We start from the raw sequence: 22,734 nt of genomic DNA, 5'->3' as shown, positions 1-22,734 counted from the left end.
CGCGTCATCTGCCTTCTGCTATGCGATCGTTTCAAGGCTGTGTGCGCTCAGGGCATCTTCCCGTTGGCGCCAGAGGCCGCTAAACACGCTGGACCACTATTTTCGACTGTTGGAAGAGATCTATGGCCAAGCCCCGCACCCTCTATGACAAGATCTGGGACGACCACGTCGTCGATCAGCAGGCTGACGGGACGTGCCTTCTCTACATCGACCGTCACCTCGTCCATGAAGTGACGAGCCCCCAGGCCTTCGAGGGCCTGCGCATGACCGGCCGCAAGGTGCGCCAGCCCCAGAAGACCCTCGCGGTGGTCGATCACAACGTGCCGACCTCCGACCGTTCGCAGGGCATTGAGGATCCCGAGGCCGCGACCCAGGTCGCCGCCCTTGCCCAGAACGCCAAGGAATTCGGCGTCGAGTACTATAACGAGCTCGACACCCGCCAGGGCATCGTCCACGTGGTGGGGCCCGAGCAGGGCTTTACGCTCCCGGGCATGACCATCGTGTGCGGCGACAGCCACACCTCGACCCACGGCGCCTTCGGGTCGCTCGCCCACGGCATCGGCACCTCGGAGGTCGAGCATGTGCTCGCCACCCAGACGCTGATCCAGAAGAAGGCCAAGAACATGCGCGTGACCGTGGACGGGCAGCTGCCCCCCGGCGTCACGGCAAAGGACATCATCCTGGCCATCATCGGCGAGATCGGCACCGCCGGCGGCACCGGCCACGTGATCGAATATGCGGGCGAGGCCATCCGGTCCCTGTCGATGGAAGGCCGCATGACGATCTGCAACATGTCGATCGAGGGCGGAGCCCGCGCCGGCATGGTGGCCCCGGACGAGAAGACCTATGCCTATCTGAAGGACCGCCCCAAGGCCCCGAAGGGCGAGGCCTGGGACGCGGCCGTCCGGTACTGGGACTCCTTGCGCACGGACGAAGGCGCCTTCTTCGACACCGAGATCCGGCTCGACGCCGCCAATCTGCCGCCCATCGTTACCTGGGGCACATCGCCTGAGGACGTGGTGTCGGTGGCCGGCGTGGTGCCGAACCCGGACGACATCCAGGACGAGAACAAGCGCCGCTCCAAGTGGCGGGCCCTGGAATATATGGGTCTCACGCCGGGCACGAAGATCACCGACATCACCCTCGACCGCGTCTTCATCGGCTCCTGCACCAACGGCCGCATCGAGGACCTGCGCGCCGTCGCCAATGTGGTCGAAGGCAAGCGCGTGGCCGAGAGCGTCAGCGCCATGATCGTGCCAGGCTCCGGCATCGTGAAGATGCAGGCCGAGGCCGAGGGGCTGGACAGGATCTTCAAGGAAGCCGGTTTTGACTGGCGTGAGCCCGGCTGCTCCATGTGCCTCGCCATGAACGCCGACCGCCTCGCGCCCCACGAGCGCTGCGCCTCCACGTCGAACCGCAACTTCGAGGGTCGTCAGGGCTTCAAGGGCCGCACCCATCTCGTGTCGCCCGCCATGGCGGCGGCGGCGGCGATCGCCGGTCGGTTCGTGGACATCCGCACCTTCGGCTGATCCGCGAAATCAGAGACAGATGAAAGGCCGTGGCTCGGGTGAGCCACGGCCTTTCTCATGAAGTGAGTCCAAGCTCAGTAGCGGCGGCCGGCCACGACCTGGCGGCAGCGCTCGACCGGACGGCGGACGACCACGCCGTTGCGACGCACGCGCTCTTCCATGACCGTCCGGCAGACGGTGCGGGACCGGACCGGGCGCACCACGCGGCGCTCGACGACCCGCTCGCGGTAGCCGTCCCGATAGCCATGGCCGTAATGCCGTTCCTGCGCGACGCGGACGCCCGACGGGCCGATCCGCACATCCACACCCTGGGCCGATGCCGCACCGGCACCGAAAACCACCAGCCCGGCCGCAGCCAGGATACCAAACACCTTACGCATTGTTGCCTCATGAACAGTTGACAGTTCGGGCCTGTTAACGGCCAAGCGTGCGAGACGTTCCGTTGCGAAGAGGCGATGCAATCGCCATGGTAAAGCAAAGGTAAGGGAGCCGGAGGAGGGATCTATGAGCGATCGGGACCGGGACGCCCGCGAAGCCGACGCGGCCCGCGAGGCGCTGGAGCGCGTCCAGAGGGACACCGACACCCTCGGCTCCTCGGCGCTCGCCCGCATGGGTCGGCGCGCCGGCGAGCATTTTGGCGCCAAGGACGCCATCGGGGCGGGTGAGGGCGGTGGGACCGATCCGATCGAACTTTGGGGCCGCCGCATCGGGCGGGCCCTGTCCCTCGTGGGCGTGGCGATTCTCGTCCTCTGGCTTCTCGTTCAGCTGAGGATCCTCTGATCCCATGAATGCTCTGGCCGATCTGCAAGCCCCCAGCCTTGACGATCTCGAAATCCTGGCGCGGGACGCCTATGCCCGCCTGCCGGAGGAGTTCCGCCAGCTCTGCGAGGGCGTGGTGATCCGGGTCGAGGATTTTCCCGATGACGAGACCCAGCGGGAGATGGGCTGCGAGACCCCCTTCGACCTCCTCGGTCTCTTTCGCGGGATCGGTCTCGCCCAGGGTGGGGCCATGATGCAGACGGGCCAGTTTCCCAACATGGTCTGGCTCTATCGCCGTCCCATCCTCGACTATTGGGCCGAGCACGAGGAGAGCCTGGGAAGCATCGTCACCCATGTGCTCGTCCACGAGATCGGCCACCATTTCGGCCTCTCCGACGAGGACATGGAGGCTATCGAGGCGGCAGCTGGGTGAAGAATCTCTCACGTAGGTTAAAGATGAAGATCTGATCGCTTTGTGCAATGTACAATTAGAAACGGGAGATGCATCAAAAGGAAATTTGCCATGAAGAAGGCTAAGATACCTCTTTTGTGATCAGGAACTTCTTTTTGGGTTAAAGCCCAATATGCAAACAGCAAGAGCAAGAAACTTAAAATCGCACCCAGTAAGATGAGCCATACGTGCCTGAATTGAAGGCCTCCCGTATAGTCCCCGTAAACAAGAAGCACTCGGGCAAGCATTCCTGCAAGAAGAGAACCGAGTAGGGCTATGAAGATAACCATCGGCCTCATATTAAGTGTGGCGCCAATTACTCCGATAGTGATGAGAAAGCCGCCAGACAGGAGATTGTGATTGCGGATATGAAGAGCGTATTGCCTGTTGAAATCCTTGAAGGCGTACATAGTTCTCTCGCAAATGTTACTAGATAACGTTTGCAGACCTTCTGCCATTTAGCAACCCTTATCGAAAGCGGAATGATCAGTGTTGTGCCTTTTGCCCATCCGGGCGACCCGGCACGCACATCCAAGTCACTTTTGACAGAGTGTTATATGGATCAGGCTAGCCACTTTACCCCACCGCTTGTGACGGCCCTCAACGATGTCGCGGGTTTCTTGGCCTTGAACGATTTCGGTCCGAGGGGAAGCGACCAACTGCCAGCGGGTATTGCGGCAAGTCCAATCGATTGCATTATCCTGGCAGGTAACTGTGTTCTTGAGACAGCGGAAGGTGCTTTTCGCCTCATAGGGAGAGGAACCTGTACAAGGCTTCTGATCTCAGGCGGAATCGGACACGCGACCGAGGTTCTGCGCCAGAAGGTGGCTGCCCATTCCGATTATCAGACCATCCACACCGAAGGTCGAGCCGAGGCGCACATTCTTGCGGACATTGGATTGAACTTCTGGGGCATCGATCGTTCAAGTCTTCTGATCGAACCGGATTCGACCAACAGTGGGGAAAATGCCAAATTTTCCCGAAGGTTGCATGTAGATTCCAGTCAGCCCATGAAGACCATCCTGCTGATCCAGGATCCGACCATGCAAAGACGGGTGGATGCCACGTTTCGGCACATCTGGCGCGACCGTCCTGATGTGTCGTTCCTCAACTGGCCGACTTTCACGCCTCGCGTTCGTCTGGTCGAAGACGAAGTGCAGTTCAACTTGGGTGGGATAGCCGGACTCTGGCCCCTGGATCGCTTTCTCGCGCTTGTCATAGGGGAGATCCCCCGCTTACGCGACGATTCCGATGGATACGGCCCGAACGGGAAAGGATTCATTGCCCATCTCGACATTCCGAAGCGGATCGAAAAGGCCTACGCGTGCCTGCAGGAGGCTTTAGCCGAGGGTTTCGGAAACCGTTCGACAATGCCGCGACCATCGTTGGCCTAGCGGTCCTCGCAACCCTTTGATATGAGGCACCCGACAGCGGCCCGGCTGCCGCCTTCAGGGATGTGAGGACCATGGACAAGTTCACCGTGCTGGAAAGCGTCGCGGCACCTTTGCGGATCATCAATATCGATACCGATATGATCATCCCCAAGCAGTACCTGAAGACGATCAAGCGCACCGGGCTCGGCACGGGTCTCTTCTCGGAGATGCGCTATCGCGAGGATGGTTCGGAGAACCCGGATTTCGTGCTCAACCAGCCGGCCTATCGCAATGCCCAGATCCTGGTGGCGGGCGACAATTTCGGCTGCGGCTCGTCCCGCGAGCACGCCCCCTGGGCGCTGCTCGATTTCGGCATCCGCTGCGTAATCTCCACCAGCTTCGCCGACATCTTCTACAACAACTGCTTCCAGAACGGCATCCTGCCGATCAAGGTCTCTCCGGAAGACCTGGAGAAGCTCTTTGACGATGCGGAGCGCGGGGCCAACGCGACTCTGACCATCGACCTGGAGAACCAGGAGATCCGCGGTCCCGACGGCGGCACGGTCAAGTTCGACATCGACCCGTTCAAGAAGCACTGCATGCTCAACGGCCTCGACGGCATCGGCCTGACCATGGAAAAGGGCACCGCCATCGACAGCTTCGAGAAGAAGCTCGCCGAGCGCGCCTGGGCTTAAAGTCTCTGGTACGTCACCCCGGCTGCCGACGCGCTGGGACGGACACCGGGGAAGCGCTACGGACGGACAGCCAATGGCCGACAAAAAGCCACGCATCCTTGATCGCCGCGACTGGGCCTCGCATCCCGAGCTCTGGAAGGGCCGGGTCGAGGGCCATACCCTCGGCACCGGCGCCACCGTGCTCTTCTATGCGACCGAGGAGGTGGGCGTCGGGCCGAAATGGCACGTCCACCCCTATGATGAGATCTTCATCATCCGCGAGGGACGAGCCCTCTTCACGGTCGGCGACGAGCGCTTCGAATGCGAGGCCGGACAGATCGTGTTCGGACCGGCCGGCATCCCGCACAAATTCGTCAATCTCGGCCCCGGGCGTCTCGAAACCACCGACATCCATGTCAGCGACCGCTGGATCCAGACGGACTTGCCCGATCCCGACCTCGGTTAAGGGAAGCGAGCGACGGGTACTAACGAATCCGTGAGCCGCCGCTCCGTTTCCATAAGATTAACCAAATTGCCTGCAAGGTCGCGGGCATGAAACGCATCATTGTTCCCGCGCTCCTCGGTCTCGCCTCCGTGACGATGGCCGCCCCGGCCTCGGCCCAGGCGAATTTCAGCTCATGCCTGTCCAGCCTGCGCTCGCAGGCGGCCGCCAAGGGCATTTCCGGCCAGGCCTTCGATGTCGCCACCCGCGGGGTCACGCCGGATCTGACGATCCTCGACCTCATGAACAACCAGCCCGAGTTCAAGACGCCGATCTGGGACTATCTTTCGGCGCTCGTCGACGAGGAGCGGGTGCAGGACGGCCGCGCGGCCATGCGCCAATGGGGGCAGGCGCTCGCCTCCGCCGAGGCGCGCTTCGGCGTCGACCGCCATGCCATCGCGGGCGTGTGGGGCGTGGAATCCAATTTCGGCAAGGATATCGGCGGGCGTCCGCTGATCCAGTCGCTGTCGACCCTCGTCTGCTATGCGCCGCGCCGCAACGACTATTTCAAGGGCGAGCTGATGGCGACCCTGAAGATCGTGCAGGACGGGGACATCAACCCGGCCAACCTGCGCGGCTCCTGGGCCGGCGCCTTCGGTCATACCCAGTTCATGCCCTCGACCTTCCAGCGCCTCGCCGTCGATGGGGACGGGGACGGGCGTCGCGACATCATGAATTCGGTCCCCGACGCGGTTCACTCGACGGCGAACTTCCTCAAGAAGGCCGGCTGGGTGAACGGCCTGCCCTGGGGCTACGAGGTGCGCCTGCCGCAGAACTTCAACCAGGGTCTCGCCGGGCGCAAGAACAAGAAGCCGCTCGCCACCTGGGCCGCCATGGGCGTGCAGCGTGTCGACGGGCGTCCCCTGTCGGGCAATTACGCGGCCGGCATCATCATCCCGGCCGGCATCAACGGCCCGGCCTTCCTCGTGACCAAGAACTTCGACGCGGTCTATTCCTACAACGCGGCCGAGTCCTACGGTCTCGCCATCGCGCTGCTGGGGGACCGCCTGAAGGGTCTGCCCGGCATCCAGGCCGCCTGGCCGACCGACGATCCGCCCCTGTCGCGCGCCCAGCGCCGCGAGCTGCAGAGCCTCCTCGCCGCGCGCGGTTATGATGTCGGCGAAGTGGACGGGAAAATCGGGTCGAAGACCCGCGAGGCCATCAAGGACGTCGAGCGCCGCATCGGCCTCGAGCCGCGCGGACGGCCCGGCGGAAAGGTGCTGGAAGCGCTGCGGGGGTAAACCCGCGGACTCCCATGGCCCTATAGGTTAGTTGCGGGACGATGAGTTTGGGATTGTACTGACACCATGCTCATCGCCCTCCTTACCGACATCCACGGCAACCGTGAGGCCCTGTCGGCCTGTCTCGCCCATGCGCGCCTGCTCCAGGTCGACCGTTTCGTCCTTCTCGGCGACTACGTCGGGTACGGGGCCGATCCGGCCTGGGTGGTCGATACGGTCAGGGGGCTCGTAGCCCAGGGCGCCGTGGCGCTTCTCGGCAACCACGACGCGGCCATCGACGGCTCCGACCAGGACATGAACAGCATCGCCCAGGAGGCGATCCGCTGGACCCGCACGCAGCTCGGGTCGGAGCAGCGCCGGTTCCTGGCCGGCCTTCCCCTCACCCACGAGGAGGGCAACGTCCTCTACGTCCATGCCAACGGCTATGCCCCCCGCGGCTGGGACTACATGTCGGGTCTCATGGAGGCGGTCCGGCATTTCAGCCGGGTGGACGCCCACATCACCTTCTGCGGGCATGTGCATGTGCCGATGCTCTACCACATGAGCACCACGGCCAAGGTCGGGGCCTTCGCGCCGGTGGCCAACAATGACATCCCGCTCCTGCCGACCCGCACCTGGCTGGCGGTGATCGGCGCCGTCGGGCAGCCGCGGGACGGGGTCGCGGCGGCGAATTACGCGGTCTTCGACACCGCCCGCCAGACCCTGCGCTACCTGCGCGTGCCCTACGACACGGCGACGGCGGCCCGGAAGGTGCGCGAGGCGGGCCTGCCGGAGAAGCTGGCGCTTCGCCTCGAACAGGGCCGCTGACGCATGCGCTGGCGTCTGAATCCCGGCATGGTGATCGACGGGTTCGAGCTGCGGGAGAATCTCGGCACCGGCGGCATGGCGCAACTCTGGGCGGTGAGCCACGAAGGCGATCCGACGCCGCTGATCATGAAGATCCCGATGCTGATCGACAGCGACGACCCGCTGCCCATCGTGTGCTTCGAAACCGAGCAGATGATCATGCCGCGCCTCTCGGGTCCGCACGTGCCCCGCTTCGTCGCCACGGGCCCGCTCGATCCGATGCCCTACATCGTCATGGAGCGTATCCCCGGCGCATCGCTCAAAAGCCGCCTCGATGAGGCGCCTCTGCCCTGGTCCGAGGTCGCCGCCATCGGGGCCAAGGTGGCGCATGCCCTGCACGACCTGCATCGCCAGCACGTGATCCATCTCGACATCAAGCCGAGCAACGTGATGATCCGGGACACCGGCGAGGCGGTTCTGATCGATTACGGCTTCGCCCGGCACGAATATCTGCCCGACCTCCTGGCCGAGGAGTTCCGCGAGCCCTTCGGAACCACGCCCTACATGGCGCCCGAGCAGGTGCTGCAGGACCGGGCCGATCCGCGCAGCGATCTCTTCGCGCTCGGCGTGATGATGTACTTTTTCGCCACGGGCGAGCGCCCCTTCGGCAACCCGCGCGGCGGCGAGATCCGCCGCCGCCTGTGGCGCGATCCGGTGCCGCCCCGGGCGCTCAATCCCGATTGCCCGCGCTGGCTGCAGGAGGTGATCCTGCGCTGCCTGGAGGTTGATCCGGATGACCGTTACGCAACGGCGGCCTTGCTCGCCCTCGACCTGGAGAACCCGGACCAAGTTCGGCTCACCGGGCGGGCCGAGCGAATGGAGCGGGACGGTGGCGTCAAAACCTTCCGGCGCTGGCTGAAGGCGCGCAAGGCGCAGCCGCTCGAGACGCCCGACATCGCCGGTCATCTGTCGCGGGCGCCCATCATCCTGGCCGCCATCGACCTCTCCCCGGGTAACGAGGATCTCGCCGAAGCCCTGCGCAGGATGGTCGGCCGCATCCTGTCGATCGAGGGCGAAGCGCGCATCGCCTGCGTCAACATCCTGAAGACGTCGCGCATCGCCGTGGACATCCTGGAGGACCAGGACGGCAACAGCCTCCATGTCCAGCGGCTCGTCCAGCTCCGCCACTGGGGCGCGTCCCTGGACATTCCGCAGGAGCGGATCACCTGCAGCGTGCTGGAGGCGCCCGACCCGGCCGCCGCCCTCGTCGACTACGCCTGCCGCAACAATGTCGACCACATCGTGATCGGCGCGCGGGCCTCCTCGGCGCTCAGGCGCTATCTCGGCAGCGTCTCGTCGCAGGTGGTCGCCGAGGCGCCGTGCTCCGTAACGGTCGTCAGGACGCCCAAGGACCGGCGTGAGGAAAACGGCCGGGATGTCTCCGCCTAAGGGACGACGCGACAAAAGCTTGCCAAGGCGCGCATTCGGTCTTTTAAGAACCCTGCATTCGATCACGACAGAACAGGGGCCCTCCCATGGCAACGCACAAGCTTCTCCTTCTCCCCGGCGACGGCATCGGTCCGGAGGTCATGCGAGAGGTCGAGAAGATCGTGGGCTGGTTCCGCAAGCGCGGCGTCGGCTTCGAGACCGAGACGGATCTCGTCGGCGGCGCCGCCTATGACGCGCACGGCGCGTCGATCTCCGAAGCCGCCATGGATCGCGCTCAGCAGGCCGATGCGGTGCTCTTCGGCGCCGTCGGCGGCGCGAAATGGGACAGCGTGCCTTATGCGGTTCGCCCCGAAGCCGGCCTGCTGCGCCTGCGCAAGGATCTCGGCCTCTTCGCCAACCTGCGTCCGGCGATCTGCTATCCCGCTCTGGCCGATGCCTCCTCGCTCAAGCGCGAGGTGGTGGAAGGCCTCGACATCATGATCGTGCGCGAGCTCACGGGCGGCGTCTATTTCGGCGAGCCGAAGGAGATCGTGACCCTGGAGGACGGCTCCCAGCGCGCCGTCGACACGCAGATTTACCACACGCACGAGGTGGAGCGCATCGCGCGTGTCGCCTTCGATCTTGCCCGCAAACGCCGCAACAAGGTCTCTTCGGCCGAGAAGTTCAACGTGATGAAGACCGGGGTGTTCTGGCGCCAGGTCGTCACCCGCATCCACAAGGGCGAGTTCTCGGACGTCGAGCTCGAGCACGTGCTCGCCGACAACTGTGCCATGCAGCTCGTGCGTTGGCCAAAGCAGTTCGACGTGATCGTCACCGACAACCTCTTCGGCGACATCCTGTCCGACATCGCCGCGATGCTCACCGGCTCCCTCGGCATGCTGCCTTCCGCCTCGCTCGGCGCGGAGGATCCGGTCACCGGCCAGCGCAAGGCGCTCTACGAGCCCGTGCACGGCTCCGCGCCGGACATCGCCGGCAAGGGACTGGCCAATCCCATCGCCATGATCGGCTCCTTCGGCATGGCCCTGCGCTATTCCTTTGGCCTGCTGGACGAGGCGGATCGCCTGGACAAGGCCATCGCCAACGTCCTCGCCTCCGGCACCCGCACGAAGGACATCGCGGCTCCCGGCGCGAATGCGGTCGGCACCCAGGACGTGGGCGATGCCATCGTCAAGGAACTCGAGGCTCTCTCCTAAGCCATGAAAGAAGCCCCGGACGTGGTCCGGGGCTCATTCGTGACAGGGTCAGCGGATCGAACCGGTCGATTCGACGGTGGGAGTGCTGTAGCTCGGGAATGGATTGCGCGAGCCGACGAAGGGTCCGTTGGTGATCGGATCGGGCAGAAGATTGAGGCCGAAGCGATCGCGATTGGGAGCGTAATCCGGGCTGAGCAGATAGGACTGCGTTTGCCCGTAGCCGCTGATCCCCGGATTGATCGATCCCACGGGAACCGCCGGTCCCGGGTCCAGGAAGCTGCGAGGCTGAACCCTGAGGACAAGGGGGCGATCCCGGGTCTGCGCATCAGCCACCACCGAAAGGGATGTGAGCGCAGCCACTGAAGCCAAACCCAAAAGTGCGATGCGGCGCATGGGTAAACCTCCAAGAATGGCGCATTGACCTTCTGTTGTGCGCCGTCAACACAAGCAAATACTGTCAGAACAAGGCGACGCCGATAAAATGGTTCCTTCGAAGCGTGACGTTCACCGCGAGGTGAGGAGGACGACAGCCGATGCAGGATAAACCCAAGGTTGGTTTCGCACTATCGGCAAAAAAGGGTCTGAGCCTTCTGGGCGAGACCCCGCTGGTGGCGGAGACGCCCGAAGAGTTTCTCGATGACGAGACGACTCCGATCGCGCGGTTCTTCGTGCGCAACAACGGCCTTCTGCCCCGGCTGGTGGGCGATTCCGAGGCCTGGACCTTCACGATCGACGGCGAGGTCGAGCATCCGCTGCGCCTGTCCGTGGCGGAGCTGAAGAGCCGATTTGCGCACAAGACCTTCCGCATGGTGCTCGAATGCGGGGGCAACGGGCGCTCCTTCTTCGAGCCCAAGGCCGAGGGTAATGCCTGGACGAATGGCGGCGCCGGCTGCGCCGAATGGACGGGTGTCTCCCTGGGCGACGTACTGCGCGCGGCGGGCCTGAAGGACACGGGTCTGTTCACCGGGCATTTCGGCGCCGATCCGGACAAGCACGGAAGCCACGAGCAACAGGCCATGTCGCGCGGCATGCCCATCGCCAAGGCCCTGGAGGAGCACACGCTCCTGGTCTGGGCGATGAATGGCGAGCCCTTGCCGTTCATTCATGGCGGTCCTCTGCGTCTCATCGTGCCGGGCTGGCCGGGCTCCTTGAGCCAGAAATGGCTCACGCGGATCTGGATCCGCGACCGGGAGCACGATGGGCCGGGCATGACGGGTCTGTCCTACCGGCTGCCCGTCCATCCCCTGGCCCCAGGTGCGGATGGACGGAGCGTGGAGACCCGGGTCCTCGAATCGATGCCCGTGCGCAGCATCGTCACCGCACCGGCCGATGGCGCGCGGTACCGGGACGGCACACGTTCCATCGAGGTCCGGGGCGCCGCCTGGGCGGGTGACGACACGGTCGCTCGAGTCGACGTGACCATCGACGGCGGAGCGACCTGGGTGGAAGCCGCGATGACACCGCCGCGTAATCGCTACGACTGGGCGCGCTGGCACGTATCCCTGCCTCTGGCCGGCGACGGTGTTTACGAGATCTTTGCCCGGGCAACCGATTCACGGGGCCGCGCCCAGCCCTTCCGTGCGGCCAACTGGAACCCGAACGGTTACGGCTGCAACGTCATGCACCGGGTGGCGATCACGGTCGGGCCGGAGGCTTGACCGGCGCCGCGGCGGTGCGGGCAACCGGCCCGCAGGCCTCCGTGCGGCTGCGCTCCGCTCGGGCGAAAACGGCTTTCAGGGAGGGGTTCGTGCCTCCCGAAAGGGCGATGCCGTCGATGAAGCAGGCGAGCTGCGCCTCGTCCGGCGCCGAGGCTCCGCACAGCCAGCCCTGGAAGCTGAACTCGGCGGAGGCATCCGGCAGGCGGAAGGCCTGACAGGCCTGCTCGCCCTTGTTCGCCAGGAGGAGGGGGGCCGCCTCCACGGGGCCGAACTTGGTCTCGACCATGCGGCTCTGGCCCTGATGCGCCACCGCGAGGCCGGAGCGTGCCGCCCGGCGGACGATATCGATATAAAAGCTTCCGGCCGTCTCGGCCGTGCCCTGCACCAGGCTCACCTGCGCATAGCGGAAGTCGCCGAAGCGCCCGAGGACCAGGGTATCCTCCCGGGCGCCATTCGCATGTTCGCGCGCTTCCGACGCAACAGCGCTGGACGCGCCAGCGAGCGTGTAGGGCGCCGACGAAGGCGGCAGGGGCCTCCAGGCGGGCGCGGGCGCGACCAGGACCGAGGAGGGGACCTCCGTCCGACGCCCCGGCGGGCCGGCCGTCTGCTCCTGCTCCAGGGCGAAATAGACCAGCCCGGCGATGCTGCAGGTCGACATCAGGATGACGCGGAGCCAGCCGAGCGGCTTCCGGCGCGGGCGACGGGCCGGGCGTTCGTCGACCCAGTCGGCGACGTCCTCCTCATCCCATTCGGCATAAACCGCCCGCGGCATCGCTTGAACCAATCAACCCTGCTGATCACGTCATCAACATGTTCTACCGTGACACTGGCCAGGGTCCGAAAGGTTTTGCTAAGCAAGGTAAACCAAAGCTTAATCGCTCCAGGACCGCATGCCTCCAACCGTCATTCGCCTCGCCACCCTGGACGACGCCCCCGAGGTCGCGGCCTTGGTCCAGGCCCTGGACCTGCATTACGGGGGCCCGGAGGCCGCCCAGTCCCTCGCTTCGACCTTGGCCATGGTCGAGCGTTCCATGCGGGAGGCGGAAGGCACGCGCTATGCCCTGGCCTTCCGGGACGGCCACCCGGTGGGCCTCGCCTGCTTCGCGGTGTTGCGGCCCGGCTTCAGGCTCTCGGGCCTGCTCTTCGTCAAGGAGCTTTTCGTCGAGGATCAGGCCCGAGGACAGGCTGTGGGCGCCGTGCTCATGCGCTGGCTTGCCGATCATGCCCGAGCGCAGGGCCTGTCCCGCATCGACCTGACGACCGAGGGCACCAACACGCGGGCCCAGATGTTCTACGAGCGCCTGGGAGCCGAGCGGATGGACAAGGTCTTCTACCGCTTCAATCTCTCGGCCGACGTGCTGTCGGACGATTGAAGGCCTGCGGGGCCGAGGAAACGCTTGACGAAAGCGTGTCTTTGGTGTGTTGCTGGCAGCGTATCGAAGCCCTGTCCGGGCTTCTGGATGGACGATGGCAATGGCGCTGCTCACTCTGACGACGAGCAAAACGAAAACCGCCACGACGGCCGTGAAAACGACGGCCGAATAAGCCTCGTCGTCCCCGGTCCTCTCTCCCGTCGGGGCGAGAGGCAGCACCCGAATAGGGTTTTCACACATCCGGGGAGAGCCACAACAGGAGAAGATCAATGGGTTTCAAGATCGCCGTCGTCGGTGCGACCGGCAATGTGGGCCGCGAGATGCTGAGCATCCTTGCCGAGCGGGCCTTCCCGGCCGACGAGGTGGTGGCTTTGGCCTCCCGCCGCAGCCAGGGGTCGGAGGTTTCCTACGGCGACAAGACCCTGAAGACGAAGACGCTCGACACCTACGACTTCTCCGACGTCGATCTCTGCCTCATGTCCGCCGGCGGTGAGGTCTCCAAGGAATGGTCGCCCAAGATCGCCGCCCAGGGCGCGGTCGTGATCGACAATTCCTCGGCCTGGCGCTACGACCCGGAGGTGCCCCTGGTGGTGCCGGAGGTGAATGCCGAGGCGCTGCGCGAGGTCAAGAAGGGCATCGTCGCCAACCCGAACTGCTCCACCGCCCAGCTCGTCGTGGCCCTGAAGCCGCTCCATGACCGCGCAACCATCAAGCGCGTGGTCGTCGCTACCTACCAGTCCGTCTCCGGCGCCGGCAAGGACGGCATGGACGAACTCGACCGCCAGACCAAGGCGCTCTATTCCCTGCAGGATGTGCAGGAGAAGAAGTTTCCCAAGCGCATCGCCTTCAACCTGATCCCGCACATCGACGTGTTCATGGAGGACGGATACACGAAGGAAGAGTGGAAGATGATGGCCGAGACGAAGAAGATTCTCGACCCCAAGATCAAGCTCACCGCCACCTGCGTGCGCGTCCCGGTCTTCATCAGCCACTCGGAAGCCGTCAACGTGGAATTCGAGAACCCGATCACGGCCGACGAAGCGCGCGACATCCTGCGCTCGTCGCCCGGCATCATGGTGGTCGATAAGCGCGAGCCCGGCGGCTACATCACGCCCCACGAGGCGGCCGGAGAAGACGCCACCTACATCTCCCGCATCCGCGAGGACATCACGGTCGAGAACGGCCTGTCCTTCTGGTGCGTGTCGGACAACCTGCGCAAGGGCGCGGCACTGAACGCCGTGCAGATCGCCGAGGCCATGGCCAATCGCGGCCTGCTGAAGCCGAAGAAGCAGGCGGCCTAAGCGCTCCAGCCGTTACGAAAGGCCGCCTCCGGGCGGCCTTTTTGTTTGGGCTGTCCCAGCCTGAGTGGCGGCCACAGCGGGCGGGTGCATTCCTCCCCTCAAGGGAGAGGGAAACACGCGTGAGCCTTTTACAAGCCAGCCTCTTCGGACGTGAGTGATGCCAGCTCCTCATGGGCGGCCAGGAGCGGCGCATCGATGGTGCATACGACACCGCTCTGAGCGAAATTGATCTTGGCCTCTCCGGCAAGATGGCCTTGCGCCAGGCTGCGCTCGACGAGCCGCGTGCCGAATCCCCGACGAGAGGGCGGAGCGACGGGCGGTCCGCCCTTCTCCTCCCAGGTCAGCAGCAGGTGCGGCCGTTCCCGGGAGCGGTCCACGTGCCAGCTGATCCGGACCTCGCCCGTCTCGTTGGACAGGGAGCCGTATTTGACCGCGTTGGTCGCGAGTTCCTGGAGCGCCATGGCGAGAGCCAGGGTCGTGTTGGGCGGCAGCCTGACCTCGTGCCCGTGACAGTGAATGCGGCTGTGACCGGCTGTCTGGAAGGGCTGCATCGCGTGCTTGACGACCTCCTTGATCCACGCCCCGTCCCAGTTCTCGCGGGTGAGCACGTCATGGGCGCGGGAGAGTGCGAACAGGCGCGATTCGATCGCCTCCTGGGCGGCTCTCGTCGAGCCCGCCATGCGCAAGGTCTGCGAGGTGATCGATTGCACCGTCGCCAGGGTGTTCTTGACGCGATGGTTCAACTCGTTGAGCAGAAGCCGCTGGTGTTCTTCGGAGCGGACGCGCTCGGTCACATCGCTGCCCTCCGCGAAGATGCCGGTGATCTGCCCGTCGCCATCGCGGATCGGCTGGTAGACGAAATCGACGAAGCGCTCCTCCGGGTCCTTCGCAGCATGGCGCTGCAGATAGACCGAAATGCCATGGCCGACGAACGGCTCCCGGGTCCGGTAGACATTGTCGAGGAGTTCCACGAAGCCCTGATCGGCCACCTCTGGCAAGGCTTCCAGAAGCGGTTTGCCGATGATCTCACGACGGCCGACCAACTGGTAATAGGCCTCGTTCACGAGCTCGAAGACATGGTCCGGCCCCCGGTAGATGACCATGAATCCGGGCGCCTGGTGAAACAGTTCGCTCAGACGGTCCTTCTCGGCCATGATCCGGCGCTCGGCTTGTACGCGCTCGGTCGTCTCGACCACGATGGCAAGGACGCCGCCGGGCTTGCCGGTCTCGTCGATGACGGGACTGTAGTCCAGATTCATCCAGACCTGTTCGGGGACGTTGTTGCGGTGGAGCGTGAGCTCCTGGTCGCGGTAGGAGAGCGTGCCGCCCGCCATCCCCACCCGCATCACATGGGCGTTGAAATCCGCCACCTCGGCCCAGCCCTCCAGGACCTTGGAGCCGAGAAGCCGGGGATGCCGGCCGGCAGCGAAGACCGTGTAAGCGTCGTTGTAGATCATGATCCCGTCCGGCCCCCAGAGAAGGACCATCGGGATCGGCGAACGCAGCATGATGCTGATGGTGGTGCGCAGGCTCTGGGGCCACATCTCCATGGACCCGATGGACGTGCCGGCCCAGTCGAACGTTTCCATCAGGGTCGACATCTCCTCGCCGCCCGCCAGGAAATCGGCCGGTGCCGTTCTCAGGTTACCGTGCACGGGGGGCGATCCGGGACCTTCGAGGAAGATCCCGCAGAAGAAGGTCGAGAAGGTTCAGTTGCGCCGTCCGAAGGATCATCGACATCAGGTCATCCTGCCTTGGTAACGGCGCCAAACCAGGAATAGTTCTCAGGACAGCCGAGCCACCCATGGGAATATAGAGGTCGGATGCGACGCGACAATCGGCCTTCGTGCGAACGGCCGCGCGTTCCCGCGGGCTTTATTCCCGGACCGGATCCGCACGGAACGCCGAGATGCGTCCTGGTGCGTCCTCGACGGCCGGCTTGAATTCTCCCGTCTCCGGATCGCGCACGAGCAGGACGCCGGTCGCAACGCCGAAATAAGCGCCGTGGAGCTGCAGCTTGCCGCGCTCCACGAGGATCCTGACGCAGGGGAACGTCATCAGGTTCTGCAGGCTGTTCTCGATGGCGGCGCGTTCCAGGCGGGGCAGATATTCGTCGAGATTGCCGCCATGAGGGCCCAGGCGGTCGCCGGCAGGCTTGATCAGGGTCATCCAGCGGCCGATGAAATCACCCGGCGACAGGGGGGCCGTGTCGTCGGCAAAGGCCCGGATGCCGCCGCAGCGGGCATGGCCGAGCACCACGATGTGCTTCACGCGCAGCGCCTGCACGGCGAATTCGAGGGCCGCCGAGGTGCCGTGGTAATCGCCGCCGGTTTCGAAGGGCGGCACCAGGTTCGCCACGTTTCGGACGACGAACATCTCTCCGGGACTGGCATCGAAGATCACTTCCGGCGAGACGCGGCTGTCGCAGCAGCCGATGATCATGACCTCGGGCGACTGTCCCCTCTCGGCCAGTGCCTCATAGCGGTTCTTCTCACGCGGAAGGCGGTCATCGAGGAACGCGCGGTAACCTTCGGTCAGACGTTGGGGAAACATGGGCGTCCTTCCCTTCAAGGATGGGTAATTTCGGCCAGCTTGGCGAGCTCGACATTGGCCCCGCACAGGAGCACGCCGACGCGCTCGCCCGAGCGGGGTTTATAAGCCCCCGAAACGAGAGCCGCCAGTGCGGCCGCACCGCCGGGTTCGGACGCGATACGATAGTCGCGCCACAGCATCCGCTGCGCGTCGCGGATCGCCGCATCGGTGACGAGAGCCACGTGATCGACCGTGTCCCGGCAGATGGAATAGACCAGATCGCCGGTGTTCTTCGCGCCGAGCGAATCGGCCGCCACCGAATCCACGTCCACGTCGACGGGCCGCCCGGCTTCGAGCGAGGCGTGGAGCGCCCGAGAGCCCTCCGGTTCGACGCCCACCACTTTCACGCGCCCGGCCCACCAACTGGCGACCCCGCTGATGAGACCGCCGCCGCCGACCGCCACGAGAACTGTATCGAGGGCGGGTGCATCCTGCTCCCATTCGAGGGCCGCCGTGCCCTGGCCGATCATTGTGCTTTCGGCTCCGAAGGGGTGGACACGCAACGCACCGCTCTCCGCCACGTAGAGATCGCAGGCGGCCTGCGCGTCCGCGTAGCGCGCGCCGCCGATCACCACCTCGGCCCCATGCGAGCGGATGACGGCAATCTTGGCGGGGCTCGAGATCTCCGGCACGAAGATGCGCGCCTTCACGCCCAGCTGCTTCGCCGCATAGGCTACGGCTGCCCCGTGATTGCCGCCGGATGCGGCCGCGACGCCGCCTGCCGGCACGTCCATCGACAACAGGGTGTTGAAGGCGCCGCGGGTCTTGAACGAGCCCGCATGCTGGAGGAACTCGAGCTTCAGGCTCACCGGCCCGTCATGGCCGAAGGCGCTGGCCATGTTCAGGACGGGCGTCCGGCGGATATGGGGGGCGATGCGGGCATGGGCCGCTTCGATCTCGGCGCGGGTGATGGGCATGGCTCGACCTTGGGGCTGCTTGCGGAGCGTCCAGATGGCGACCGGCAGGCCGTGCGCGTCACGGCCCGGCGGGTCGGGGAAGGATTGTCCTCCACCTCTCGCGAGATCCAGCGCCACGGTCAACCCCGCAAGCGCATCGAGCAGGTCGTCCTGGGCGGCGCCGCGGGGCGGCGGCGCATCGATCAGGCTGTCGGGACAAAGCGCGGATCGCCTCAGCAGATCGCGGCGCAGCGCCATGCCGGGCCCGTAGGGTACTCCCTTCACCTTCTTCGGCCGGTCGAGTGCCCGGCCTCCGTTCAGGGCCCAGAAGGCGAGCTCGGGATGCACCTCATGGACGCGGGGGACCAGGTCGGGCCGGGCCCGCAGCAGCGCGTCGATCTCGCGGATCTTCGGGAAGATGGCAAAGCCCTGCCGCGACACCTTCCGCGACGGATCGGAGGTGGCGGCGGCGATTGCGCAGGCCTCTCCATAATCGGTCGCCTCCACGGAGCGGCGGGAGGGGATCGCGAAGACGGAGGATTGCCGCTCACCGAGCAAGGGGCGAATCAGCTGCTCCGGCAGGCGGCCCGATCCTGCCGTTCGGTCCGGCAGGCCGACAGGCATGTCGACGGCGATCAAAGAGGGCTGCTCCGGCGCATCGGCGACGGCCTCGAAGGACGGGGCGATCATGATGCGGTGGCTGTCCGGATCGTCCAGCCGCATCAGAACCGCGATCCATCCGGCCCGGCAGCCGTCCAAACCTGCAACCCACATGGCCCGTTGTCTCCTCGTCTTCTTTCGTACACCGCTGCTCCAGCGTCGGAAACGACCCTGTTCTTCCCGGGGCTGCGCCCCTAAAACCGGTGGGCCGCAGGAGGAGCAAGCCATGATCCCGATTCGCCCGCGCCGCAGCGCCCTCTACATGCCCGGATCGAACGCCCGCGCGATCGAGAAGGCGAAGACGCTGGCCGCCGACGTGGTGATCTTCGATCTGGAGGACGCAGTCGCGCCCGATTTGAAGGAGCAGGCGCGCGATCAGGTCTGCGCCGCCGTTCAGGCCGGAGGCTACGGCCGACGGGAATTGGTGATTCGCATCAACGCCCTCGAATCCCCCTGGGGCGCGGTCGATTTGGCGGCGGCCGTCGCGGCCGCGCCCGACGCGATCCTCGTTCCGAAAGTGTCCTCGGCCGAAACGCTCGCGGCGGTGGGCCTGCGCCTGCGCAAGCTCGGGGCCGCGGAATGCACCCGGATCTGGGCCATGATCGAGACGCCGCAGGCGATCCTGCGGGCGGAATCCATCGCGAGCGCGGCGCATGACGTCGACACGCGGCTGTCCTGCTTCGTCCTGGGCACCAACGATCTCGCCAAGGATACCCGCACCCGCCTGCTGCCCGGGCGCGCCGCGATGCTGCCCTGGCTCATGACCGCGCTCGCCGCCGCGCGGGCGCACGGCATCGACATTCTCGACGGGGTCTACAACACCCTGTCCGATGAAAGCGGCTTTCGCGCCGAATGCGAGCAGGGCCGCGATTGCGGCTTCGACGGCAAGACGCTGATCCATCCCGACCAGATCGCGGCCGCCAACGGGATCTTCGCTCCGTCCGAGGACGAGATCGAGAGCGCCCGCGCCATCGTTGCGGCCTTCGAGCAGCCGGAGAACAGGGCTAAGGGCGCCATCAGCCTCAACGGCCGCATGGTCGAGCGGCTTCATGCGGAAATGGCGAGGCGGACATTGGCGCTGGCGGAGGCGATATCGAAGCAAACCACTTAAGCGTCATTCCCGGGAGGATGCGTAGCGGAGGGGAAGGGAATTTACCGGCACGCTCCGCATCCTGGATCCCCTTCCCGCACTGCGTGCGTCAGGGATGACAGCGGAGCGCTTCGCTCAATCCGTCAGTTGCCGGGCCTCTTCCGGCAGCATGATCGGAATGCCGTCGCGGATCGGGTAGGCGAGCCTGGCGCGGCGACTGATCAGCTCCTGGCGGGCGGCGTCGTATTCGAGCGTTTCCTTGGTGAGCGGGCAGACGAGAAGCTCCAGGAGCTTGGGGTCGATCCGCGTCGCCTCGACGGGCGCGGGCGTTTCGGGCTGAGGGGTATCCGGAACCATTGCGGTCCTTCCTATTGCAGGGTCGAGTCGGAGCCGGCGCCGCCGCGGGCGAGCTCTATCTCCGTCAGGGCGATGAGCACCTCCGCCCGGCTCTTCAGGTCGGGGGCTTCGAGCAGCGCCTGCTTCTCGCGCACGCCGAAGGGGCTCATCATGCACAGAGCATTCACGAGAGCCTCGTTGGGCGCCTCCTCGATGCCGCGCCAATCGACCTTCACATGCACCGCGTTGACGAAGTCGCGTAGGGCCTTGACCACGCCGGCCCGGTCCACCTGGTTCTCACCGGAGCGGGCGGTGAAATCGCTGGCGAAGGGATCGAACGACACCCGACACTGGCGGAACAGGTTCACCGCCGGCAGTTCCTCCTCGATGCGGAAGCGCGCGATGCCGATGAGCGTGATGAGATACCGCCCGTCGCCGGTTTCGGCGAGCTGCGTGATGCGGCCGGCGCAGCCGACCCGGTAGAGCTTCGGCACGCTCGCCTGCGGGTCGTTGTCCGCATCCGGCTGCACCATGCCGACGATCCGGTCGGTCTTCAGCGCCTCGTCGACCATCGCGAGGTAGCGCGGCTCGAAGATGTTGAGCGGCATCTGCCCGCGCGGCAGGAGAAGGGCGCCGGGAAGCGGGAAGACGGGAATGACCGACGGGCAATCCTCCGGCCCTCGGTATACCGCGTTCATTCCCATTCCGATCTCCTAAACCGCGTTGGACAGCGTCAAGAGAACAGGAGCGAGGAGAGCCTCCGCCGCCCTGCCAGCGTCATCGCGTCCATCGGGCCCCAGGCCTCAAAGAACTGGACGAGCTGCTTGCGTGCGCCGTCCTCGTTCCAATTGCGGTCGCGGCGGACGATTTCAAGGAGGTGATTGGCAGCTTCTTCGCGCCGCCCGAGGGCGTTCAGGCCCACGGCCAGATCGAAACGGGCCTGATGGTCCACCGGGTCGGCCTCGACCCTGCGCTGGAGCTCCGCCAGATCGCCGAGGGAGCCCGCCTGCTCGGCGAGCTCGATGGCCGCCCGCGCGCCGGCCAGGGCCGGATCGTTGGCTTTCGCGGCCGGCGCCATGGCGAGGAAGCGCTTGGCGCCTTCCAAGTCGCTCACCTCCACATGCAGCTTCACGAGAGCCGCGAGGGCCGCGACGTTCTCCGGGTCCTGGGCCAGCACGGCGGAGTAGAGTTCGGCCGCGCCGCCGATATCGCCCTCCGCCGCCAGGCGGTCAGCCTCGGCCAGGATCTCCTCGGCGGCGCCAGGCCCGAGCGGTCCGACGAGGCGCTCGATGAAGCTCTTGATCTGGCTCTCGGGCAGGGCACCCATGAAGCCGTCCACCGGCTGGCCGCGCTGGAAGGCGAAGACGGCCGGAATCGACTGCACGCCGAGCTGACCGGCGATCTGCGGATGCTCGTCGATGTTCATCTTGACGAGCTTCACCTTGCCGCCGGCGGCCCGCACGGCCTTTTCCAGGATCGGGGTGAGCTGCTTGCAGGGGCCGCACCAGGGGGCCCAGAAATCGACCAGCACCGGCTGCTGCATGGACTCGGCCAGAACGTCCTGGCGGAAATTCGCCGTGGTGGTGTCCTTCACGAGGTCGTCGGAGGAGGGGACGGGGGTATCGGACAGCATGCGATCCTCGAAAGGTGAGAAGAACGCTCCTTACATGGGAGCTCAGGCGTCGTCTGACAATTCCACCGGCGGTTCCGGCAGGCGCAGGATGAGGGGATCGTGCCCCGTGGCCCGCAGGAAGGTCACCAGATCCTCCCGGGATATGCCGGTGGTCATGGAATTGACCAGCGGGTGAAAATTCACCCGCTCGTGCTCCATGAGATTCGCGTCGAGCACCATCGTGACCCTGCCGTCCGTATCGTTCACCACCGCGAAGACGGTGACCGAGCCGGGCTCGACCCCGAGAAGCGCGCGCAGCTGCTCGGCCGAGCCGAAGGAGAGGCGGCCGGAGGCCCCGATGGCCTCATGGGTGCGCTTGAGGTCGATGGCGGTGTCGTGCTTGGCGGAAATCAGGAAGAAGCGGCCCTTCTTGTCCTTCACGAACAGGTTCTTGGAATGGGCTCCCGGGATCCGCTCCTTGACGGAAGCCGATTCGGCCACCGTGAAGACGGGTTCGTGCTCCACCGTCTCGGCCGCGATGCCGAGGGAGGATAGGCGATCCAGGAGTTCCCGGGGAGACAGATGGGCCAAGCTTGCAACCTCCGTACCGGCCCGCGTTCTAGCGACCGGATGAAGCAGGCTCAAGGGCTACCGCGAAAAGATCGGCAGGTCCCTCTTGCAATACGTCGCGTTTTGGGGCACATCACGGGCCTCGCAACGATGCCACGGCATCGCGGAGCGCGGGTGTAGCTCAGGGGTAGAGCACAACCTTGCCAAGGTTGGGGTCGAGGGTTCGAATCCCTTCGCCCGCTCCAATTTCTCTCGGAAACGAGAGTTGTACGAAGGCCCGCCGCAAGGCGGGCTTTTCGTTTTCCGAACCCCCTTTCCCCTGAACGAAAACCCTCCGAGCAGGCTCGGAGGGCAGAATTTGTCGATGCCATGAGAGGCAGGGCGGGCAAGAGCGCCGCTGGTGCCGCCGGACGGGTTGGCCGCAACGGCTAGAACCTCGGACCCAAAAGTGGCTTCCACTTTTGGGATTCATCCGATGCTCTTTCTCTTGACTGGCGCATCGGATGGACCGGAAAACCGGGTCCACTTTTCCGTCCGATGCGCTAGAGCTGTTTCCACTGACGTGGAAACACCTCTCTTCTTTGTCTGACCGCATTTTTTGACGGTGAACCGGACCCACTTCACCGAAAAATGCTCTAGGCCCTGTTAGATCTTGATCCAGTCGTGAGTTGCGGCGATGCACAGCACCC

Annotated in this window: 25 protein-coding genes and 1 tRNA gene; 15 read left to right on the top strand and 11 right to left on the bottom strand. The window is 65.4% G+C overall.

Annotation, left to right across the window (positions count from 1 at the left end; translation table 11 throughout):
- Positions 1–122: 122 nt before the first annotated feature.
- Positions 123–1,529, top strand: coding sequence for a 3-isopropylmalate dehydratase large subunit (gene leuC / locus OC446_RS12395; RefSeq protein ID WP_262029334.1), 1,407 nt, complete (start codon positions 123–125; stop codon positions 1,527–1,529).
- A 74-nt stretch (positions 1,530–1,603) separates the two neighbouring features.
- Here the strand turns inward: leuC and OC446_RS12390 are convergent, their stop codons facing one another.
- Positions 1,604–1,909, bottom strand: coding sequence for a hypothetical protein (locus OC446_RS12390; RefSeq protein ID WP_262029333.1), 306 nt, complete (start codon positions 1,907–1,909; stop codon positions 1,604–1,606).
- A 124-nt stretch (positions 1,910–2,033) separates the two neighbouring features.
- Between OC446_RS12390 and OC446_RS12385 the strand changes: the two genes are divergently transcribed.
- Together OC446_RS12385 and OC446_RS12380 are read left to right on the top strand one after the other, a co-directional pair.
- The gene (locus tag OC446_RS12385; protein ID WP_262029332.1) at positions 2,034–2,309 is read left to right on the top strand and encodes a hypothetical protein; all 276 of its coding nucleotides are present in this window, start codon (positions 2,034–2,036) and stop codon (positions 2,307–2,309) included.
- Between the two features lie 4 nt (positions 2,310–2,313).
- Entirely contained in the window at positions 2,314–2,721 is a 408-nt protein-coding gene (locus OC446_RS12380; RefSeq protein WP_262029331.1) for a metallopeptidase family protein, read from the top strand.
- Positions 2,722–2,738: 17 nt separating this feature from the next.
- Here the strand turns inward: OC446_RS12380 and OC446_RS12375 are convergent, their stop codons facing one another.
- Positions 2,739–3,149, bottom strand: a complete 411-nt coding sequence (locus OC446_RS12375; RefSeq protein ID WP_262029330.1) for a hypothetical protein — start codon at positions 3,147–3,149, stop codon at positions 2,739–2,741.
- Between the two features lie 72 nt (positions 3,150–3,221).
- Here OC446_RS12375 and OC446_RS12370 point away from each other — a divergent pair, with 72 nt between their 5' ends.
- The 7 genes from OC446_RS12370 to leuB all read left to right on the top strand — a co-directional run bounded on the left by OC446_RS12370 (position 3,222) and on the right by leuB (position 9,957).
- Positions 3,222–4,133, top strand: a complete 912-nt coding sequence (locus tag OC446_RS12370) for a YdcF family protein (RefSeq protein ID WP_262029329.1) — start codon at positions 3,222–3,224, stop codon at positions 4,131–4,133.
- Positions 4,134–4,204: 71 nt separating this feature from the next.
- Entirely contained in the window at positions 4,205–4,807 is a 603-nt protein-coding gene (leuD, locus tag OC446_RS12365) for a 3-isopropylmalate dehydratase small subunit (protein WP_262029328.1), read from the top strand.
- A gap of 73 nt (positions 4,808–4,880) precedes the next feature.
- Positions 4,881–5,252 (top strand): cupin domain-containing protein, encoded by a 372-nt coding sequence (locus OC446_RS12360; protein WP_262029327.1) that lies wholly within the window; start codon positions 4,881–4,883, stop codon positions 5,250–5,252.
- 86 nt (positions 5,253–5,338) lie between these two features.
- Positions 5,339–6,529 carry a lytic murein transglycosylase gene (locus OC446_RS12355; protein ID WP_410055067.1) on the top strand — a complete coding sequence of 397 codons (1,191 nt, stop codon included), beginning with the start codon at positions 5,339–5,341 and terminating at the stop codon, positions 6,527–6,529.
- A 66-nt stretch (positions 6,530–6,595) separates the two neighbouring features.
- Complete coding sequence (locus OC446_RS12350; RefSeq protein WP_262029326.1) at positions 6,596–7,336, top strand: metallophosphoesterase family protein; 741 nt, start codon at positions 6,596–6,598, stop codon at positions 7,334–7,336.
- Positions 7,337–7,339: 3 nt separating this feature from the next.
- Positions 7,340–8,764 carry a bifunctional serine/threonine-protein kinase/universal stress protein gene (locus tag OC446_RS12345; protein WP_262029325.1) on the top strand — a complete coding sequence of 475 codons (1,425 nt, stop codon included), beginning with the start codon at positions 7,340–7,342 and terminating at the stop codon, positions 8,762–8,764.
- An 86-nt stretch (positions 8,765–8,850) separates the two neighbouring features.
- Positions 8,851–9,957 (top strand): 3-isopropylmalate dehydrogenase, encoded by a 1,107-nt coding sequence (gene leuB / locus OC446_RS12340; protein WP_262029324.1) that lies wholly within the window; start codon positions 8,851–8,853, stop codon positions 9,955–9,957.
- 48 nt (positions 9,958–10,005) lie between these two features.
- Here the strand turns inward: leuB and OC446_RS12335 are convergent, their stop codons facing one another.
- Positions 10,006–10,350, bottom strand: coding sequence for a hypothetical protein (locus OC446_RS12335; protein ID WP_262029323.1), 345 nt, complete (start codon positions 10,348–10,350; stop codon positions 10,006–10,008).
- A gap of 140 nt (positions 10,351–10,490) precedes the next feature.
- On the opposite strand from OC446_RS12335, the gene OC446_RS12330 reads away from it, so the two are divergent.
- On the top strand, positions 10,491–11,615 hold the full coding sequence (locus tag OC446_RS12330) for a sulfite oxidase (protein WP_262029322.1): 1,125 nt from the start codon (positions 10,491–10,493) through the stop codon (positions 11,613–11,615).
- Here the strand turns inward: OC446_RS12330 and OC446_RS12325 are convergent.
- Positions 11,593–12,387 (bottom strand): hypothetical protein, encoded by a 795-nt coding sequence (locus tag OC446_RS12325; RefSeq protein WP_262029321.1) that lies wholly within the window; start codon positions 12,385–12,387, stop codon positions 11,593–11,595. The two genes, OC446_RS12330 and OC446_RS12325, sit on opposite strands and share 23 nt — an antisense overlap.
- A gap of 118 nt (positions 12,388–12,505) precedes the next feature.
- On the opposite strand from OC446_RS12325, the gene OC446_RS12320 reads away from it, so the two are divergent.
- Together OC446_RS12320 and OC446_RS12315 are read left to right on the top strand one after the other, a co-directional pair.
- On the top strand, positions 12,506–12,988 hold the full coding sequence (locus tag OC446_RS12320; protein ID WP_262029320.1) for a GNAT family N-acetyltransferase: 483 nt from the start codon (positions 12,506–12,508) through the stop codon (positions 12,986–12,988).
- Between the two features lie 269 nt (positions 12,989–13,257).
- A complete protein-coding gene (locus tag OC446_RS12315; RefSeq protein WP_262029319.1) occupies positions 13,258–14,289 on the top strand; it encodes an aspartate-semialdehyde dehydrogenase in 1,032 nt (343 codons plus the stop codon).
- Positions 14,290–14,417: 128 nt separating this feature from the next.
- On the opposite strand, the gene OC446_RS12310 is transcribed toward OC446_RS12315, so the two are convergent.
- The 3 genes from OC446_RS12310 to OC446_RS30855 all read right to left on the bottom strand — a co-directional run bounded on the left by OC446_RS12310 (position 14,418) and on the right by OC446_RS30855 (position 18,551).
- Positions 14,418–15,944: a sensor histidine kinase gene (locus OC446_RS12310; protein ID WP_262029318.1), complete on the bottom strand. Its 1,527-nt coding sequence runs from the start codon at positions 15,942–15,944 to the stop codon at positions 14,418–14,420.
- 220 nt (positions 15,945–16,164) lie between these two features.
- Complete coding sequence (locus OC446_RS12305) at positions 16,165–16,842, bottom strand: carbonic anhydrase (RefSeq protein ID WP_262029317.1); 678 nt, start codon at positions 16,840–16,842, stop codon at positions 16,165–16,167.
- A gap of 14 nt (positions 16,843–16,856) precedes the next feature.
- The gene (locus tag OC446_RS30855; protein ID WP_315986500.1) at positions 16,857–18,551 is read right to left on the bottom strand and encodes a serine/threonine dehydratase; all 1,695 of its coding nucleotides are present in this window, start codon (positions 18,549–18,551) and stop codon (positions 16,857–16,859) included.
- Between the two features lie 112 nt (positions 18,552–18,663).
- Here OC446_RS30855 and OC446_RS12290 point away from each other — a divergent pair, with 112 nt between their 5' ends.
- A complete protein-coding gene (locus OC446_RS12290; RefSeq protein ID WP_262029316.1) occupies positions 18,664–19,548 on the top strand; it encodes an HpcH/HpaI aldolase/citrate lyase family protein in 885 nt (294 codons plus the stop codon).
- Positions 19,549–19,662: 114 nt separating this feature from the next.
- On the opposite strand, the gene OC446_RS12285 is transcribed toward OC446_RS12290, so the two are convergent.
- Genes OC446_RS12285 through OC446_RS12270 form a run of 4 tightly spaced genes read right to left on the bottom strand, consistent with a single transcriptional unit; the run spans position 19,663 to position 22,066 of the window.
- The gene (locus OC446_RS12285) at positions 19,663–19,884 is read right to left on the bottom strand and encodes a Trm112 family protein (RefSeq protein ID WP_262029315.1); all 222 of its coding nucleotides are present in this window, start codon (positions 19,882–19,884) and stop codon (positions 19,663–19,665) included.
- Positions 19,885–19,895: 11 nt separating this feature from the next.
- Positions 19,896–20,567, bottom strand: coding sequence for an LON peptidase substrate-binding domain-containing protein (locus OC446_RS12280; RefSeq protein ID WP_262029314.1), 672 nt, complete (start codon positions 20,565–20,567; stop codon positions 19,896–19,898).
- Positions 20,568–20,596: 29 nt separating this feature from the next.
- Entirely contained in the window at positions 20,597–21,496 is a 900-nt protein-coding gene (gene trxA / locus OC446_RS12275) for a thioredoxin (protein WP_262029313.1), read from the bottom strand.
- Between the two features lie 42 nt (positions 21,497–21,538).
- Entirely contained in the window at positions 21,539–22,066 is a 528-nt protein-coding gene (locus OC446_RS12270) for a prolyl-tRNA synthetase associated domain-containing protein (protein ID WP_262029312.1), read from the bottom strand.
- Between the two features lie 149 nt (positions 22,067–22,215).
- On the opposite strand from OC446_RS12270, the gene OC446_RS12265 reads away from it, so the two are divergent.
- A tRNA-Gly gene (locus OC446_RS12265) sits at positions 22,216–22,290 on the top strand.
- Positions 22,291–22,734 lie beyond the last annotated feature (444 nt).

Source organism: Microvirga sp. Mcv34 (assembly GCF_024519725.1).
Taxonomy (GTDB): Bacteria; Pseudomonadota; Alphaproteobacteria; order Rhizobiales; family Beijerinckiaceae; genus Microvirga.
Note: the sequence above shows the minus strand (reverse complement) of the source record. Positions and strands in the feature narration are given on the sequence as shown.